This window comes from Arthrobacter zhaoxinii, from assembly GCF_025244925.1.
Taxonomy (GTDB): domain Bacteria; phylum Actinomycetota; class Actinomycetes; order Actinomycetales; family Micrococcaceae; genus Arthrobacter_B; species Arthrobacter_B zhaoxinii.
In genome coordinates, this window is sequence record NZ_CP104275.1 from 116365 (window position 1) to 131902 (window position 15538).

The window sequence follows — 15538 nt, forward strand, 5'->3', positions numbered from 1 at the left end:
TAAGAAGAGTCTGCACCAACGCATTTCGAAGGGTTGAGCAGTGTCCAGCAAGTCCATATCGGGAGAAAGCGGCACCGGCCGCGCCGGAGACAAGATTTTCTCCGGCATTGCGGTGACAGCCGGGTGCCTTATTCTCTTCGTCCTGTTCTGCGTGGCGGTTTTCCTCATGTGGCAGGCGCTGCCGACGTTTATGGCAGACCCTGCGGACATCTCCGGCGGCGGGTTCGGACAGTACATCCTGCCCCTGGTCATAGGAACGGTGATTGCCGCCATCATTGCGCTGCTCATCGCCACACCGGTGGGCATCGGCGTCGCACTGTTTATCTCGCACTACGCCCCGCGCCGGCTTGCGCAGGGACTGGGATACCTGGTGGACCTGCTGGCGGCTATTCCGTCAGTGGTCTACGGTGCCTGGGGCATGACGGTGCTGGCCCCGGCCCTGGTGGGCCCGTACAACTGGCTGGCTGAAAACGCCGGCTGGATTCCGATTTTTGCCGGTCCGGCCAGCCAGACCGGCAAGACCATGCTCACCGCGGGCATTGTGCTCTCCGTGATGGTGCTGCCGATCATCACCTCCCTGACCCGGGAGATCTTCCTGCAGACACCCAAACTGCATGAGGAAGCAGCACTGGCCATGGGTGCCACCCGCTGGGAAATGATCCGGATGGCGGTTTTCCCCTTCGCCCGGCCCGGCGTCGTCAGCGCCGTCATGCTGGGGCTTGGCCGTGCCCTCGGTGAAACCATGGCGGTCGCGCTGGTGCTTTCCTCGGGCGGCCTGATCGCCAGCCTGATCCGGCCGGGCAACCAGACCATCGCCGCCGAGATCGCCCTGAACTTCCCTGAGGCGTTCGGACTCCGGCTCTCGGAACTGATTGCCGCAGGACTCGTGCTGTTCCTGATCACGCTGGCGGTCAACGTTATTGCCCGCTGGATCATCAGCCGCCATAAAGAATTCTCGGGAGCCAACTGATGCTCGATACAACCTCCGCCCTTACCCGTCCCGGATCCATGCTGAGCAAGAATCGGCTGCCCCGCTATACGCCGTGGATCGTCCTGGCTGCGGCGCTGGTCCTGGGTGCGGCGCTGTCCGCCCTGATCGGGTTTTCCGTGGCGGCCTTCGCCATCTTCACCGCTGTGCTTTTCGTTATCGGCGGCACAGTGACCACCTGGATTGTGGAAGGGAAGCGGCACGCGGTGGACCGTCTGGCCACGAACCTGGTCTGCGGCGCATTCCTGCTGGCCCTGCTTCCTCTGGTATCGGTGATCTTCACCGTCCTGGTCCGCGGCCTGCCCGGCCTCAGCCCGGACTTCCTGCTGACCTCCATGGGCGGTATGACCGGTGCCGTGGACAACGCCACCGCGGAGAACGGAACGGAGGTGCTCGGCGGCGCCTACCACGGCATTGTGGGCACCCTGCTGATCACCTTCTGGGCCACTGTCATCTCGGTGCCGGTGGGCCTGCTGGCCGCCGTCTACCTGGTGGAATACAGCCGCGGCGGAACGCTTTCGCGGGCCATCACGTTCTTCGTTGACGTGATGACCGGCATTCCGTCGATCGTGGCCGGGCTGTTCGCTGCGGCGTTCTTCGGGCTGGTTTTCGGGCCGGGCACGCGGACCGGCTTCGTTGCCGCCGTCGCCCTGTCTGTCCTGATGATCCCGGTGGTGGTCCGTTCCACCGAGGAAATGCTGAAGATTGTGCCCAATGAACTCCGGGAGGCGTCGTATGCCCTGGGCGTGCGCAAGTGGCGGACCATCCTGAAGGTCGTGGTCCCCACGGCAATTTCCGGCATCGCCTCCGGCGTGACCCTGGCCATCGCGCGCGTGATCGGCGAAACGGCTCCGCTGCTGGTCACCGCTGGCTTCGTCAACACCATCAACTTCAATGCCTTTGCGGGCTGGATGAGCACGCTGCCCACTTTCATTTACCGGCAGCTGATGAGCCCCACCTCCCCGACCAACACGGATCCCAGTACCCAGCGGGCCTGGGCGGCGGCCCTGATCCTGATCATCATGGTGATGCTGCTGAACCTCGGCGCCCGCCTGATAGCCCGGATCTTCGCCCCCCGGACCTCCCGCTAATTCCAGCTTCGATTGAAGGAACCCATGTCCAAGCGCATCGACGTCAAAGACCTGAACGTCTACTACGGAAATTTCCTCGCCGTCCAGGACGTCAACATCAACATTGAGCCCCGCTCCGTGACTGCTTTCATCGGCCCGTCCGGCTGCGGCAAGTCCACCTTCCTGCGCACCCTGAACCGGATGCACGAAGTCCTTCCCGGAGCCCGCGTGGAGGGAGAAGTGCTGCTGGACGGAGAGAACCTCTACGGCCCCGGCGTCGATCCCGTGACCGTCCGAAGCCACGTGGGCATGGTGTTCCAGCGGCCCAACCCGTTCCCCACCATGTCCATCCGGGACAACGTCCTGGCCGGCGTGAAGCTGAACAACAAGCGGATCTCCAAGTCCGATGCGGATGCCCTCGTGGAAAAATCCCTCACCGGCGCCAACCTCTGGAAGGAGGTCCGGGACCGCCTGGATAAGCCCGGCTCCGGACTTTCGGGCGGCCAGCAGCAGCGCCTGTGCATAGCCCGCGCCATCGCGGTCTCGCCGGAGGTGATCCTCATGGATGAGCCCTGCTCCGCCCTGGATCCCATTTCGACCCTGGCCATCGAGGACCTCATCGAGGAACTGAAGAGCGAGTACACGGTGGTGATCGTTACGCACAACATGCAGCAGGCGGCACGCGTCTCGGATAAGACGGCGTTCTTCAACATTGCCGGCACCGGCAAGCCCGGTCGGCTGATCGAATACGCGGACACCCCGGTCATCTTCAGCAATCCCGCAGAACAGGCCACGGAAGACTACGTCTCCGGCCGTTTCGGGTAGGCGGCGCCTACAGGAGCGGGCTGAGGGCCAGCAGCAGGATTCCGCCGAGCACCGCGGTCACCGGGGCGGTGACCAGCCAGGTGACGAGGATTTCCCGCAGCGGGATCAAACGGACGGTGGAAAAACGCTGGTTGGTGCCCGCGCCCACGATGGCCGAGGTCATGGTCTGCGTACTGGACAGCGGGATGTGCAGCCAGAGGGCTCCCAGGAAGAGCATGGTGGAACTGACTGCCTGGGCGCTCATGCCCCGCAGCGGATCCATCCGCACGAGCCGGTAGCCCAGCGTATGGGTGATCCGCCAGCCGCCGAAGAGGGTGCCGCCGGCCAGGGCAAGGGCTGCGAACAGCTGCACCCAGAGGGGGATGTCGGTTTCCAGCGTCTGGCCGGCCGCCAGCAGGGCGAGCACCACAACGGCCATGGTCCGCTGCCCGTCCTGGATGCCGTGGCCCAGGGAGAAGGCGGAGGTGAACACGGACTGCGCTATCCGGTTTCCGGCGTCGCCGCGGCGCGGAGAGCTGTAACGCATGAGCCAGGTGGCCGGAAAAACCAGCAGGTACGCCAGTGCAAAGGCAACTACGGGCGAGACCAGCAGCGGCAGGGCCAGCTGCTCCCAGATCAGCCGGTTGGACTCCGCGATGTTCTGACCGCCCACCAGGGTCGAGGCCGCACCGGACCCCACCAGTCCGCCCACCAGCGCATGGGTGGATGAAGACGGCATCCGCCGCCACCAGGTCCACACGCCCCAGCCGCACGCCGCCAGCAGTCCGGCTATCAGGATGCCCAGCCCTTCAGGACCCGCCGGAAGGTCCACAAACCGTACAGTCAGGGCAACGGCCAGGGCCGTGCTGACCAGGGCGCCCAGAAGATTGAAGGCGGCGGCCAGGATGATGGCGACGGTGGGCGTCAGGGCCCGCGTACGGACGGAGGTGGCCACCGAGTTGGAGGCGTCATGGAAGCCGTTGAGGAAGGCATAGGCTCCGGCGAGCAGGACGACGCCGGCCAGGAGGACGGTGGCCACCCTAGGATTCCCGGACGAGGATGCCGCCCACAAACGTGGCAGTGCGGCGGAGCTGGGCGGTGGTTCCCGAAAGCTGGTCGGCCAGGTCCCGGTGCCTGGCATAGGCCATCGGCTTGTGCTCGCGCATCAGCTCCGCCACCCAGATCCGGCGGGACCGCTCGGCCCGCCGGGCCAGCCGGAGCATCTCGATCCAGTACTCTTCCAGATCCTCGAGCGAAGCGAGCCGGCGCATGGCGGAAGCGGTGAGCTCAGCCTGCCTGCCGATGACTTCCAGCTGCTCCGAAGCGCGGCGGGACACGCCGGTGAGCTTGTAGAGGGAGATGGTTTCCGCGGAAGCATCCAGGCATTCCATGGCAGACATCAGGAGCAGGGACAGCTCATACAGGTCTTCACGGGGAAGGGGATTGATGAAGCTGGTCCGCATCTGCGTCATCAGGGCGAAGTGCAGATCGGTGGTTTCAGCATCAATCTGATGCAGCTGCTCGGTGAGCCGGTCGAATTCCTCCGGGTCTGCACCGAGGATTTCGGCCAGCACCCCGGTGCCGCGCAAGAGCTGCGACGCCATGCGGGAGAGCAGCTCAAGGCCGGCGTTCTCTTGGGGGAACAGTTGAAGTTTCACGCTGAACGCAGCACGTGGGCTGGGGGAGCGGCAAAGGTTCTCACAGCGCCAGAATATCCGATGGCTGCGGCGGCAGGACGGTCGAGTCCGCGAAACGCTCCCGCTGCAGAGCAGCCGGGGAAAAAGTAACGGTGCCGGACCGGGAGCGCCTCTCGGCGGAAGGCCGCTCGAAGCGGCTCAGAGTTGAAGCCCGGGGGTTCCGCAGTCCGACACCAATTTCAGTTTTCTACGCTCAGTCGATGATGTCAACACGGCCATACGGGCAACGGCGGCACTGTGAGGAGCGCCATGGTGGTTCCCGTCACTGGTCTCGTCCCACACCTAGTCGAGTTCTCCCCGCCGCCAGGCCGCTGCGGAGTGCTCCAGGTCCTCGGCCGTGTGTACCAGCTGGCGTGCGTTGCGGGTCAGCGCGGTGGCGCGGTCCCCGTTGGAGGCCTCGGAGGAATCCGCGTGGTTGGCCTGGCCCAGGGCAACCACCCGGCAGAACGCGGCGAAGCGCTCCAGCGCGACGTCGAAATCACCCTCAAAGGCGCCGGAAAGGATGGTGTCTGCCATGGTCCGCACCTCCTCGGCGCCCAACGGTTCGGCTACTCCGGCAACGACCTTGGAGACCTGCGCAACATCCTTGCCCGCGGCATAGAAGGACGCGATTCGTTCAGGGTTCCGCTGGATGGACGCCCGCAGCGCATAAAGGCGCCAGAGAGCGCCCGGGAGGGACCGGGCGGGGCTTTCGGCCCACATCTCGGCCACCGCTTCCACGCCCTGCTGGTCGGTCAGTTCAACCAGGCGGCGGGTGACCTCCGGATCGGTGCTCCTGCGGCCGTGGTGGACGAGTGCCTGGGCTGCCAGATGGGCCGCTTCCGAAACGCGTGCCGGATCGGCACCGCCGGGGAAGTTGGCGAAGTCCACAGGTGCAAGAGGCTTTGGCTTGTGATGGCGCGGCGTTGAATTGGACTCACTCATATTCGAAGAATACTCCGGGATCTGCACGGAATCGAGGCGGTCTTCCCGGCGCCGCGAAGCGCCCGGAACCCTGGTTTTCCACGATCTGTGTGGTGTGCGATAAAGTGGGACAGTCGGTCCGGAGAATGCTGCGGACCGGTGGAGCGCCTATAGCTCAGTTGGTAGAGCAACGTCCTTTTAAGTCGTGGGTCGCAGGTTCGAGCCCTGCTGGGCGCACCGTACGGAAATGGCTTGCCTTCATTGAAGGCAAGCCATTCTTTTTTGTCCCGGTGCTTCGCTGTTGGAGCGCCGCTCCGGTTATCCCGCGGCTTCTTCCGCAGCCCGGCGCGCAGGTTCCGGCACCGGACGACGGCGGGTGGTATCGAACTTCATCAGCTTGTGGGTGCCGTCGCAGTAGGGTTTGATCGCCGAACCGCCGCAGCGGCACAAAGCCACGGTTTCCCGGTCCCGCGGCACGGGAATCCCGTCCGGCGTCACAATCTCAAAGTCTCCGCGGATCAGCAGGGGGCCGTTGGGGCAGGCCACGATGGAGGCAGGGGCGGAGCCTTCCCGCTTCTCCCAGGCAGGGGTGTCGGCATCGGCCTGGACGTCCCCCGGCTCCGGCATGGCGTCGTCGTGCTCAGCAGGACCGGCTGCGGGGACGCTCACGCTGTTGCTCCGCCGGCCGCTGCCGAAGTGGCCAGCGCTGCGTCTGCAGTGCCGTCGCAGTTCGGCAGGGGTGCCAGCAAAGCTGATTCGCCTGCCTGCCAGGCCTTCAGCTGGTCTTCGCCGAGCAGGGCATCGATGGCCAGGACGGTCGCGGCGCCGAAGATGACGTCGGCCAGCAGATCGGGTTCCGCCTCGGCCAGGCCGCCGGCCAGGTCACGGGCAGCAATCTGTTCGTGCACGGCATCCGCTTCGACGTGTTCGTCGAAGTAATAGGTGACGTCGTCGCTGAAGCCGTGCCTGCGGAACCCGCGGGCGTAGAACGCGTTGGGTATCGAGGACGTCATCTCGAACGCCGCCAGGTGCCCGGAGATGGCCCCGCGCAGGCGGCGGTTCAGCCCGAAGAGCGACATCGCGTTGGAGGAGGCCAGGGTCAGGGCGGGAACCTGGTCAATGTAGTACCCGTAGCTGGAATCGAGGCCCAGGCCTTCCATGGTGGTGCCGAACAGCTTCGAATGCATCCGTTCGACCCGTCCGCCGCCGTACTCATCTGCCTGGATTTCGATCAACGCTGCCTTTGCGCGGCCCACCGGCAGGCGCGGAATGGCCCAGCTGTGCGGATCCGCTTCCTTCAGCTGGTACACCGAGCGCAGGATCAGGAACTCGCGAAGCTGCTCCACGCTGGCCTTGCTGGCGACGAAACGGGAGACGCTGGGACCGTCGTCGTTGGCTGCCAGGTCAAAGAGCGTCTTGGCGACGGCTTCGCTTTCCGGTGACGGAAGCTCGGGGACGGGCACCGTACGGCGCAGCACATCCTCGAGGGCTGCCTCCAGCCGTGCCCGCACGCGGATCAGTTCGGGATCCCATTCCGCTGCGTCCTCAACTCCGTCCAGTCCGCTGTAATGCAGCTCGTACAGGCAGAACAGGGCCAGCTGGAGGTCTTCGTCGCGGAGCAGATCCGCAGTGGCGGCAAGCGCTTCGTCCACCAGCAGGTTCAGGGACCCGTAGGCGTTGGCGTGGCCTGTGCCGCCGCGGTTCTGCAGAAGGTCGATCAGGGTGGCGCTGACGCGCCCTCTCGGGGCGGGAATCTTCATTGCTTTCCTTACAGGGGGCGCGTTGTCCGGCGGGCAAGTGGAACAAATCCACACGTCAGCATATCTGCTGTGTACGCGACGGGCTGTCTGCCGGGTGGGACGCCGGCATTGACCTTTGCGGCACGGTTCGGTGCAATGGAGGCAAAGAGCGGCAGGCAGGCGAGTCACCAGGGGAGGAGAGCGGTTATGGCCGAGGCGGGTTTTTCGATGGTTCTTCCGCTGCTGCTGTTGGTGTCTGTGCTTGCCGCCGCGGCTGCCGGGATTGACCGGATGCTTCGGACCCGGGACGGGGAAGGCCTGTTTTGGACCGGATTGACCGCTTTCCTGGCCGTCCTCCTGACAGCCGCCTGGGCAGTGACCGCCACCTCCGCCGGATCCGCCGCAGTGGGCATGGTTGTGGTGGCCGGCGGTATCGCGGCGTCGTTCTGGACCCTGAGACGGGACCGTCGCCGCCGCCGGAACCGCGAAACCCGGCAGGTGGAGGCAGCAGTCACTGCCGCAGCAACCCGCCACCGGGAGGTCCTGGCCCGCTGGAGTGCCTACGAACTGGACCCCTGGCTCGCTGCCGAGCATCCGCAGCTGCTTGACGTCCGCACGCCGGAAACGCGGACTTTCATCCGGGCCTTGAAAGCTGCTGAACAACTGCGCCCGGACGGAGTGACCGCAGCACAGGCGGCGGCCTACGCCGAGGCGGTCACAACGCTGGAAGACTCGCTTCGCCGTGCAGAAGAGGCGGCCGGCGGCGGGCGGGCAGCGTAGACGCTACGGACCGCAGGGGTGGACCGTTAGGGGAATGCGTGGCAGTCTCTGCCCATGACTACCAATGACATCGCCATCTCGCGCAATGACGGGCTGGGGCGGTACGAGCTGCTGCTGGACGGTGACCTCGTGGGGATTGCCGAATACGAGGTGGAGCCGGACGACTCTGTAGCGCTGACCCATACGCAGATGGAACCGGACTACCGGAACCAGGGCTACTCATCCCGGCTGGCGAAATACGCGGTGGATGACATCATCAGGGGCGGAGGCCGGATCAAGCCGTACTGCACCTACATGGCCGCCTACCTCCGCAAGCACCCGGAATACAGCCATCACGTTTCGTGGCCGCAGGACTGACGACACAGGGCGGACAGGATCCGGAAGAAGGCCAAAGTGCGGCGTACCGGTGGAACCGTGCCTTAAATGAAGCTGGCTTCCCGCTCTGCATATGGGGGGAACGCAGAAGGGGAAGCCAGTTTCATCAGTATAATTCCATTTGTCCGGGTAAATCCAATCGAGGGGGCCAAAGATGGCGGTGTCTGCCAGGTCTTTCCAAAATTGGCGCACCGCGGTGGCTCCCGGCGAATCCAATGCGGACCTCTGCCGCAGGACCGGCATCAAGCGTTCCACCCTCGGCCAGCAGATTGTCCGGGGAAAGGTCGCGGAGATTACCGTTGTCCGGGTGGCCCGGGCTTACGGAAAAAACCCGGTTGAAGCACTGTCGGATTTCGAGGAGTATTCGGATCTGCTCGGCGGCCCCTGGCGTCCCGCCCCGGCAGAGCTAATCAGCCAGGTGTCCTACATCTGCATTCTGCAGATGGTCCTGGCCAGGGCTACTTCCAGTGAAGCCCCGCAATATCCGGACCTGGATAAGCATCCGCACCGGAATGCGATCCGCTCCTGGTTCGAAGCAGTGGATCCCGGCGACCTGAGACAACGTCTGAGTGCCGCAACCGGCGTCGCACCCCAGAATATTTCGGCGCAGCTTTCAGCCGGGCGCCTGGCTCCCGAACTGGCCGTGGAGGCCGCTCGGATTGCGGGCGCCTCGCTGCCGGGCGGCCTGGTGGCCACGGGCCTGGTCACGCCGGGCGAAGCAGGCTGGCCGCAAAACGGCCTGCAGGAAGCCTTGGACGCGCTCACCGATTCCGAACTTCTGTTTCTTGCCCGGGACCGCCTGGACGGAGTGGGAAAGCAACTGAGGAAGCTTGAAAATGATGTGGAAAATGATCTAGCGCTATTGGAGAACCTGGGATGAGCGTGACATTGGCTTTTCAATACGCGGCACTGATAGTTTCGGCCATCTTTGCCCTCCTGCGGCTCCCGTTGGCCCTGAAGGGCCGGAATCCGATGCTCTTCTGGGCGCTGGCGCTGACCGCCATTGGGGTGGGACTCAGTATCCCTGCAATCTACCTGCCGGTGGATGCTCTTCTGGGCGGCGTTAATTACGCCAACCTGATTCTCCGCTACGCGGTGTACGGGGTGGTGCTGCTCATCGGAAGTATCAGCGCAGCTGCCTTCCGCTCCGCACAGGCGCGCCGCCTGATAGTCGGGCGCTCCGGGCTGGTTGTCCTGGCTGTGGCGGTAATCGTCACCTCTGTGCTGTTCTTCATCAGTGACTTGCCGGTCTCATCGCCCGGGCTTTATGGCTATCCCGACGAATATACGATCCATGTGTACGCCGTGGTGGGGCGGATCTACCCCGCGTATGTGGCGGCCTGCCTGATTGCACCTGCTTTCCGGGCAGCGGCGCACGCCCGCAGACCGGTTCTCCTGCGGCTGGGCTCCGGCCTCATCGGTATTGCCCTGACCGAGGTGGTCATCTGGTCCATACTCGGTGCCACGCGGCTGCCGATTGGCGTGTGGGACTACATCCTGCCCCATTCGGCGGTCATTGTGCTCGTAGCAGGGCTCGGCGCAGTGGCCTTCTACGGGATCGCCTCGAAACAGCGGGAAAAGCAAAGCCTGCTGACTTCCGGCTACATTAGGTGACAATTCGATAAACTTGTTCACATTTTCATGCGCGTGTGCCAGAATAATGAATATGTAGCATCCGCTGCCTGTGGGGGGTCAGCGTGAGGTTGCAATGAAGCCAGCGGCATTTGCCGCTGGCTTCATCATTTTAAGCCGCTCCTTCGCTTTGTCCGGGCTAAATGCGGAAGCGGGACATTCATTTGCGCGGCGGAGCGTTCCGCCGCAGTCTGCCCGGCCGTCCTAGGGGGCATCCAGATCCGTTTCGAGGATCTTCGCCAGGTCCTCCAGGGCAGCTTCCGCCCCCTCACCGTCCGCACGCAGCACCACTACATCGCCGTGTGACGCGCCCAGGCTCATCAGGGACAGCATGCTGGAGGCGTCCATCGCCTCCTCCGCCGGGTCCCCTTCCATCCCTATGGTCACTTCAACGGGCTGGGCGGCTGCCGCTTCAGCGAAGATCGATGCCGGCCGGGCGTGGAGTCCAACTCGACTGGCCACTGTGGCTTTGCGTTCTGCCATTTTCGGTTCCTTCCGTGGTTTGCGGTGCCGGCGTCGTCCGGCCGCCTTCGGTCACAGGCCGAGCTGTTCAAGGAGGGGAAGGCGGCTGCGCACAATCGTCCGTGCTTCAGCGGCAGAGTGTGCTGCCAGGGCCCTTGCGGCCAGTTCCTTCGCCTCTTCCAGGGTCACGGATCCCAGGACGGCGCCGACACCGGACAGCGCCCTGGGAGTCATGGACAGCGTATTCACGCCCATACCTGCGAGGACGACGGCGAGTGCCGGGTCCGCCGCCGCCTCACCGCAGACCCCGACTGTCCTGGTGCCGGCCGCCGGCTCCAGGGCCGTGGCACGCGCCGCCCCGGCAACGGTGGCGGAAATCAGCTGCAGGACGGCCGGCTGCCACGGGTCGTTCAGGGACGCCAATGAACCCAGTTGCCGGTCCGAAGCCATGGTGTACTGCGTGAGGTCATTCGTGCCCAGACTGGCGAACCGCACCCGGGACAGGATGGCTTCGGACATAAGTGCCGCGGCCGGCACCTCCACCATCACTCCGGGCATGCCGAGCCCGGCTCCGGCGCACATTACGGCGAAGTCCGCGGCCTCCTCGGCGGTGGAAATCATGGGTGCCATCACCCAGACATCGGCGGTGTGCGCGCCTGCAGCCGCGGCGATGGCTTCCAGCTGGCGGGCGAGGACGCCGGGGGAGACGTAATCCGTCCGGTAGCCGCGGACGCCCAGGGCCGGGTTGGGCTCCGTGGCATCCGTCAGGAACGGGAGCGGCTTGTCCGCGCCGGCGTCGAGGGTCCGGATGACGACCTTCCGGCCGGGAAATGCTTCGAAGACCGCCCCGTAGGCGGCCACCTGTTCCTCGATGGTGGGTTCCGTATCGCGGCCAAGGAAGCAGAATTCCGTGCGGAGCAGGCCGATTCCCTCGGCCCCGGCTTCCGCGGCGGCACGCGCGTCCTTTCCGGAACCGACATTGGCCAACAGGGGCACCTGATGGCCGTCGGAAGTTGCCCCCGTACCGTTGAAGACCGGCAGCGACGAGCGAGAGGCGTATTTCTGCGCTGCTGCGCGTTCCTCGTCGCCGGGTTCCACCACCACGGTGCCCGACGTGCCGTCGAGGTAAATTTCCGCCTCATCGGCCACCTCGTCCGCGCCGGGCGCACCCACCACGGCGGGCAGCCCCAGGGAGCGGGCAAGGATCGCGGTGTGGGACTGCGGCCCGCCCTCGCTGGTGACCAGCCCGATCACCATTGCCGGATCCAGTGTTGCGGTGTCGGCCGGGGCCAGTTCCACCGCCGTGAGGATGAAGGGAACATCGGAGGCCGGTATCCCGGGAGCCGGCAGTCCGTTCAGCTCGGCGACAATCCGGGAGCGGACGTCGAGCACGTCCTGCGTCCGTTCCGCCATGTAGCCGCCCAGGCTTTGGAGCATTGCTGCTACCTCCATGCCCGCTTCCCAGATGGCCCGGTCCGTTGCCATGCCCGCATTGATGTGTTTTCCCGCGGCCTTAAGCAGCATTGGATCGGAGGCCATCATGGCCGTGGCATCCAGGACCGCCTTGGCGTCTCCGGAGGCAGTTTCCGCCCGGTGCAGCAGATCACCCCGGACCGCTTCAGCGGCCTCCTTGAGGCGGGCTTTCTCACCGTCCACGGTACTGTCCGGCCCGGGTTTCGCCTCGGCGTCGGGCTCGGGTACCGGAGGCGGCATCCGGCGCGACGGGCCGAGGACACGTCCGGCGCTGACTCCGATTCCCTGGATGGTCCGCATCATCTAAGCCTTCCTCTTTGTCGGCAGTGCCTTACGCAATGGCAGGTTCCTCCGCCTTCTTCCGGGGCTTCACATACCGTTTCAGGGCCACGTAGACGAAGCCGGTAACTGCTGCCCCCGCCAGGATGGCCACAATGAACATCAGGAGGTTTCCGATGGCGAAGAACACGAAGATTCCTCCGTGCGGTGCCTGTGAGGTTACCCCGGTTCCCAGGCAGATGGCACCGGCAACGGCGCCGCCCAGCATGGTGGAGGGAATCACCCGGAAGAAGTCGGCGGCGGCAAACGGGATGGCTCCTTCTGAAATGAAGGCGGCACCCAGCAGCCACGCCGCCTTGCCGTTCTCGCGCAGGGCCATGCTGAACTGGTTCTTTGCCAGCACCGTGGAGGCGAATGCCATGCCCAGCGGCGGGACCATCCCGGCGGCCATGACCGCTGCCATGATCTCCCAGGGCACCTGGTTGTCGAAGCTGCCTTCCCCGAGGCCGGCCACCGCAAACGCGTATGCCACCTTGTTGATCGGGCCGCCCAGGTCCGAGCCCATCATCAGGCCCAGGATGATGCCCAGCCCGATGGCTGCGACTCCTGTGAGGCCGGTCAGCCAGTTGTTCAGCCCCTGCGTCAGGGCGGCAATCGGACCGCCTAGAACCAGCATCATCAGGCCGGAGGCGATGATGGAGGCAAGGAGGGGGATGATGACCACGGGCATCAGCCCGCGCATCCACGAGGGAACGTTCCAGCCGCCGATCCACCGGGCCGCGTAGCCGGCCAGCAGGCCGCCGATGATGCCGCCGATAAAGCCGGCGTCCATAAACACTGCCACGGCCCCTGCGGTGAAGCCCGGTGCTATGCCGGGCCGGTCGGCCAGGGCATAGGCAATGTAGCCGGCCAGCGCCGGTACGAGGAAGCCCATGGACAGGGAGCCGATCTTCCAGAACACGGCCCCGAGATAGGCGATGATCCCTTCAGGCGGCGGGCTCAGGAGCGATGTGCCGTCCAGCATCCGGTCGCCGTTGGCGACGTCGTCGACCGACAGGGCGAGCTCGTAGCCGCCCAGCAGGAAGCCGAGGGCAATCAGCAGGCCGCCGCCGGCGACGAACGGAATCATGTAGCTGACGCCGGTCAGGAGCGCCCGCTTGAGCTGTCCGCCGAATCCTTCTCCGCCGCCGCCCCCGGAGCCGCCTTCATCCTCCCCGCCCCCTCCGCCTCCGGACACGCGCCGGGCGTTGGGGTCGTTGACCGCATTGAGGGCTTCGTCGATCATGACTCCCGGCTCGTCGATCCCGCGTTTCACGGGCCCGCTGATCACAGGTTTTCCGGCGAATCGTGCCTTGTCCCGGACGTCAACGTCGACGGCGAAAATCACCGCTTCCGCGTTGCGGATCACCGTGGGGTCCAGGGGAGTGGACTTGGCTGATCCCTGCGTTTCCACCTGCAGGTCGACACCGCGCTCGGCTGCTGCAGCAGCGAGGGAATCCGCCGCCATGTAGGTGTGCGCAATACCGGTGGGGCAGGCCGTGACGGCAACGAGGTGGCGGGACCTTGAGGTGTCCGTTTCAGTGGCCCCGGTGCCGCCGGCGGACGCGGGGGCGTTTGCTCCGTGTCCGCCGTCGTCCGTTCCGTCCGGCTGACTGCCGCTGCGGGAGCCGACGTCGCTGCCCGCGGCCGTGGCTCCGCTGGCGCCGGCCGCAGTGGCGCCGGCCGCGGTGGCGCCGGCCGCGGTGGCGCCGGCCGCGGTGGCCCCGGCCGCGGTGGCCCCGGTGCCGCCCCCTGCGGTCATGGCACTGGGCTGTGCGGGACCAAGTCCGAGGGCTCCGTCAACAAGTTCCACAATCTGCGCCGGGGAAGTGGCGGTTCGCAGGGAGGCGGTGAAGTCCTTTCGGATGAGGGACCGCGCCAGCTTGGCGAGCAGCTGGAGGTGCTCCTGGTCTGCGCCCTCCGGGGCGGCGATGAAGAAGACAATGTCGGCGGGACCGTCCTTGGCGCCCCAGTCCACGCTCGGGCGGATCCGGGCCATGGCGAGCGTCGGTTGAGTGACGGCCGCGGACCGGCAGTGTGGAATCGCAATGCCTCCCGGCACCCCGGTGGCGGTTTTCGACTCCCGGGCCATGGCATCCGCGTAGAGGTCCTCGTAGCTGGTCGCCCGGCCGGCAGCCACCACCCCCCGGGCCAGGTGGCCGATGATATCCCCTTTGTCCTTGCCCAGATTCTCATCCAACGTAACCAGATCGGGCGTAATGAGGTCCGACATCAGCTTTCCTCCTTCGATGACGACGACGGCGTTCGGCCTGCGCCGTTAAGGGTGGTGATCGTGACCGCTCCCGGATCTGTTGCTGACAGGGCGGGAACGGTGGTTCCGGGCAGTGACGCTGCAGCGGCCCCATGGGCCACGGCCTGCCGGAGGCAGTCCGGCGGCGCTGCACCGGCAACCTCGGCCAGCAGGTATCCGGCGAGGGCCGAATCCCCGGCGCCGACCGTCGACCGGGCCCGCACCGGCGGGCGGGAGGCCAGCCAGCTTCCGTTTTGGGTGACCAGCAGTGCGCCCTTGGCTCCGAGGGTGGCAAGCACGGCGCCGACGCCGCGTTCAATCAGCATTCCCGCTGCCCGCGCGGCCAGCAGGGGATCTGCTTCGAGGGCCGCTTCGGACGAGAATCCCGTGGCCTCGGCGAGTTCCTCGGCGTTGGGTTTGAGCAGGTCAGGTGCCGCTCCGTGCAGCAGCGCCCCCATCAGGGGCGGGCCGGAGGAATCGATGGCGATGCGCGGCGATGCAGCCCCGAGCCGCTCCCTCACCGCATGCGCCACGGAGGCGTAAAAGTCCGGCGGCACCTCAGGCGGCAGTGAGCCTGCCAGCACCAGCCAGGCCCCTGGTCCGGCGCCGCCTGCGGTGCAGGCCCCCACCAGCAGGGTGATGAGGGCTTCCTGCTCCGCCGGCTTCAGCGGCGGGCCGGGCGCATTGATCTTGGTGGTGGTGCCGTCCGGCTCCGTGAGCGTGATGTTGCTGCGCAGCGGTGCCTCGATCGGCAGGTTCAGGTACTCAACCGAGGCGAGCCGCAGTCCGGCCATGACCGGATCGGAGTCGGCGCCGGGAAGCACGGCAATGGACCGGACGCCGGAGACTGTGAGTGCCCGGGACACATTCACGCCCTTGCCGCCGGGTTCTTCCCCGGCGGACACGGCACGCTGCACGGCGCCCCGCTCCAGCTCGCCGGGGAGCTGAACGGTTCGGTCCAGACTGGGGTTGGCAGTGAGGGTAAGGATCATGAAGGGGATCCGTCCAGGCCGGGCCTGCCGGATCCGGCCGGTGTTGGGGGGAGA

General features: G+C 66.0%; 16 protein-coding genes and 1 tRNA gene. 8 read left to right on the forward strand and 9 right to left on the reverse strand.

The window, feature by feature from the left end; genetic code table 11:
* Positions 1-40 precede the first annotated feature (40 nt).
* Genes pstC through pstB form a run of 3 tightly spaced genes read left to right on the forward strand, consistent with a single transcriptional unit; the run spans position 41 to position 2883 of the window.
* A complete protein-coding gene (gene pstC / locus N2K95_RS00570) occupies positions 41-970 on the forward strand; it encodes a phosphate ABC transporter permease subunit PstC (RefSeq protein WP_260652468.1) in 930 nt (309 codons plus the stop codon).
* Positions 970-2079, forward strand: a complete 1110-nt coding sequence (gene pstA, locus N2K95_RS00575; protein WP_260652469.1) for a phosphate ABC transporter permease PstA — start codon at positions 970-972, stop codon at positions 2077-2079. Before pstC ends, pstA begins: the two co-directional genes overlap by 1 nt.
* Before the next feature lie 24 nt (positions 2080-2103).
* Positions 2104-2883 carry a phosphate ABC transporter ATP-binding protein PstB gene (pstB, locus tag N2K95_RS00580; protein ID WP_152270927.1) on the forward strand — a complete coding sequence of 260 codons (780 nt, stop codon included), beginning with the start codon at positions 2104-2106 and terminating at the stop codon, positions 2881-2883.
* Between the two features lie 7 nt (positions 2884-2890).
* Here pstB and N2K95_RS00585 read toward each other — a convergent pair whose 3' ends face one another.
* The 3 genes from N2K95_RS00585 to N2K95_RS00595 all read right to left on the reverse strand — a co-directional run bounded on the left by N2K95_RS00585 (position 2891) and on the right by N2K95_RS00595 (position 5483).
* Positions 2891-3901, reverse strand: a complete 1011-nt coding sequence (locus tag N2K95_RS00585) for an inorganic phosphate transporter (RefSeq protein ID WP_260652470.1) — start codon at positions 3899-3901, stop codon at positions 2891-2893.
* Between the two features lies 1 nt (position 3902).
* Positions 3903-4520 (reverse strand): DUF47 domain-containing protein, encoded by a 618-nt coding sequence (locus tag N2K95_RS00590; protein ID WP_260652471.1) that lies wholly within the window; start codon positions 4518-4520, stop codon positions 3903-3905.
* A gap of 321 nt (positions 4521-4841) precedes the next feature.
* Positions 4842-5483 carry a hypothetical protein gene (locus tag N2K95_RS00595; protein WP_255791420.1) on the reverse strand — a complete coding sequence of 214 codons (642 nt, stop codon included), beginning with the start codon at positions 5481-5483 and terminating at the stop codon, positions 4842-4844.
* A 143-nt stretch (positions 5484-5626) separates the two neighbouring features.
* Here N2K95_RS00595 and N2K95_RS00600 point away from each other — a divergent pair.
* Positions 5627-5699 (forward strand) — tRNA-Lys (locus tag N2K95_RS00600).
* Positions 5700-5780: 81 nt separating this feature from the next.
* On the opposite strand, the gene N2K95_RS00605 is transcribed toward N2K95_RS00600, so the two are convergent.
* Both N2K95_RS00605 and N2K95_RS00610 read right to left on the reverse strand, forming a co-directional pair.
* A complete protein-coding gene (locus tag N2K95_RS00605) occupies positions 5781-6131 on the reverse strand; it encodes a CDGSH iron-sulfur domain-containing protein (protein ID WP_407080104.1) in 351 nt (116 codons plus the stop codon).
* Entirely contained in the window at positions 6128-7222 is a 1095-nt protein-coding gene (locus tag N2K95_RS00610) for an iron-containing redox enzyme family protein (protein WP_260652472.1), read from the reverse strand. The genes N2K95_RS00605 and N2K95_RS00610 overlap by 4 nt, the downstream gene beginning before the upstream one ends.
* 186 nt (positions 7223-7408) lie before the next feature.
* Between N2K95_RS00610 and N2K95_RS00615 the strand changes: the two genes are divergently transcribed.
* From N2K95_RS00615 to N2K95_RS00630, 4 genes are all read left to right on the forward strand, one after another.
* Positions 7409-7981 carry a hypothetical protein gene (locus tag N2K95_RS00615; RefSeq protein ID WP_260652473.1) on the forward strand — a complete coding sequence of 191 codons (573 nt, stop codon included), beginning with the start codon at positions 7409-7411 and terminating at the stop codon, positions 7979-7981.
* 54 nt (positions 7982-8035) lie between these two features.
* Complete coding sequence (locus tag N2K95_RS00620) at positions 8036-8338, forward strand: GNAT family N-acetyltransferase (protein ID WP_260652474.1); 303 nt, start codon at positions 8036-8038, stop codon at positions 8336-8338.
* A gap of 325 nt (positions 8339-8663) precedes the next feature.
* The gene (locus tag N2K95_RS00625) at positions 8664-9236 is read left to right on the forward strand and encodes a hypothetical protein (RefSeq protein WP_313771162.1); all 573 of its coding nucleotides are present in this window, start codon (positions 8664-8666) and stop codon (positions 9234-9236) included.
* The gene (locus tag N2K95_RS00630; protein ID WP_260652476.1) at positions 9233-9970 is read left to right on the forward strand and encodes a hypothetical protein; all 738 of its coding nucleotides are present in this window, start codon (positions 9233-9235) and stop codon (positions 9968-9970) included. Before N2K95_RS00625 ends, N2K95_RS00630 begins: the two co-directional genes overlap by 4 nt.
* A 222-nt stretch (positions 9971-10192) precedes the next feature.
* On the opposite strand, the gene N2K95_RS00635 is transcribed toward N2K95_RS00630, so the two are convergent.
* The 4 genes from N2K95_RS00635 to N2K95_RS00650 are packed head-to-tail and all read right to left on the reverse strand — an operon-like array spanning position 10193 to position 15484.
* Positions 10193-10471 carry an HPr family phosphocarrier protein gene (locus N2K95_RS00635; RefSeq protein ID WP_260652477.1) on the reverse strand — a complete coding sequence of 93 codons (279 nt, stop codon included), beginning with the start codon at positions 10469-10471 and terminating at the stop codon, positions 10193-10195.
* 51 nt (positions 10472-10522) lie between these two features.
* Positions 10523-12223, reverse strand: coding sequence for a phosphoenolpyruvate--protein phosphotransferase (gene ptsP / locus N2K95_RS00640; protein WP_260653681.1), 1701 nt, complete (start codon positions 12221-12223; stop codon positions 10523-10525).
* A 31-nt stretch (positions 12224-12254) separates the two neighbouring features.
* A complete protein-coding gene (locus tag N2K95_RS00645; RefSeq protein ID WP_260652478.1) occupies positions 12255-14474 on the reverse strand; it encodes a PTS fructose transporter subunit IIABC in 2220 nt (739 codons plus the stop codon).
* Positions 14474-15484 (reverse strand): 1-phosphofructokinase family hexose kinase, encoded by a 1011-nt coding sequence (locus tag N2K95_RS00650; protein WP_255791427.1) that lies wholly within the window; start codon positions 15482-15484, stop codon positions 14474-14476. Before N2K95_RS00650 ends, N2K95_RS00645 begins: the two co-directional genes overlap by 1 nt.
* Positions 15485-15538 lie beyond the last annotated feature (54 nt).

Excerpts from the sequence above, each read along its gene's own strand:
- N2K95_RS00630 (WP_260652476.1), top strand. The coding sequence starts at position 9,233 with ATGAGCGTGACATTGGCTTTTCAATACGCGGCACTGATAGTTTCGGCC.
- N2K95_RS00595 (WP_255791420.1), bottom strand. The coding sequence starts at position 5,483 with ATGAGTGAGTCCAATTCAACGCCGCGCCATCACAAGCCAAAGCCTCTT.
- N2K95_RS00650 (WP_255791427.1), bottom strand. The coding sequence starts at position 15,484 with ATGATCCTTACCCTCACTGCCAACCCCAGTCTGGACCGAACCGTTCAG.
- ptsP (WP_260653681.1), bottom strand. The coding sequence starts at position 12,223 with ATGCGGACCATCCAGGGAATCGGAGTCAGCGCCGGACGTGTCCTCGGC.
- N2K95_RS00620 (WP_260652474.1), top strand. The coding sequence starts at position 8,036 with ATGACTACCAATGACATCGCCATCTCGCGCAATGACGGGCTGGGGCGG.
- N2K95_RS00645 (WP_260652478.1), bottom strand. The coding sequence starts at position 14,474 with ATGTCGGACCTCATTACGCCCGATCTGGTTACGTTGGATGAGAATCTG.
- N2K95_RS00635 (WP_260652477.1), bottom strand. The coding sequence starts at position 10,471 with ATGGCAGAACGCAAAGCCACAGTGGCCAGTCGAGTTGGACTCCACGCC.
- pstA (WP_260652469.1), top strand. The coding sequence starts at position 970 with ATGCTCGATACAACCTCCGCCCTTACCCGTCCCGGATCCATGCTGAGC.
- N2K95_RS00615 (WP_260652473.1), top strand. The coding sequence starts at position 7,409 with ATGGCCGAGGCGGGTTTTTCGATGGTTCTTCCGCTGCTGCTGTTGGTG.
- pstB (WP_152270927.1), top strand. The coding sequence starts at position 2,104 with ATGTCCAAGCGCATCGACGTCAAAGACCTGAACGTCTACTACGGAAAT.
- N2K95_RS00610 (WP_260652472.1), bottom strand. The coding sequence starts at position 7,222 with ATGAAGATTCCCGCCCCGAGAGGGCGCGTCAGCGCCACCCTGATCGAC.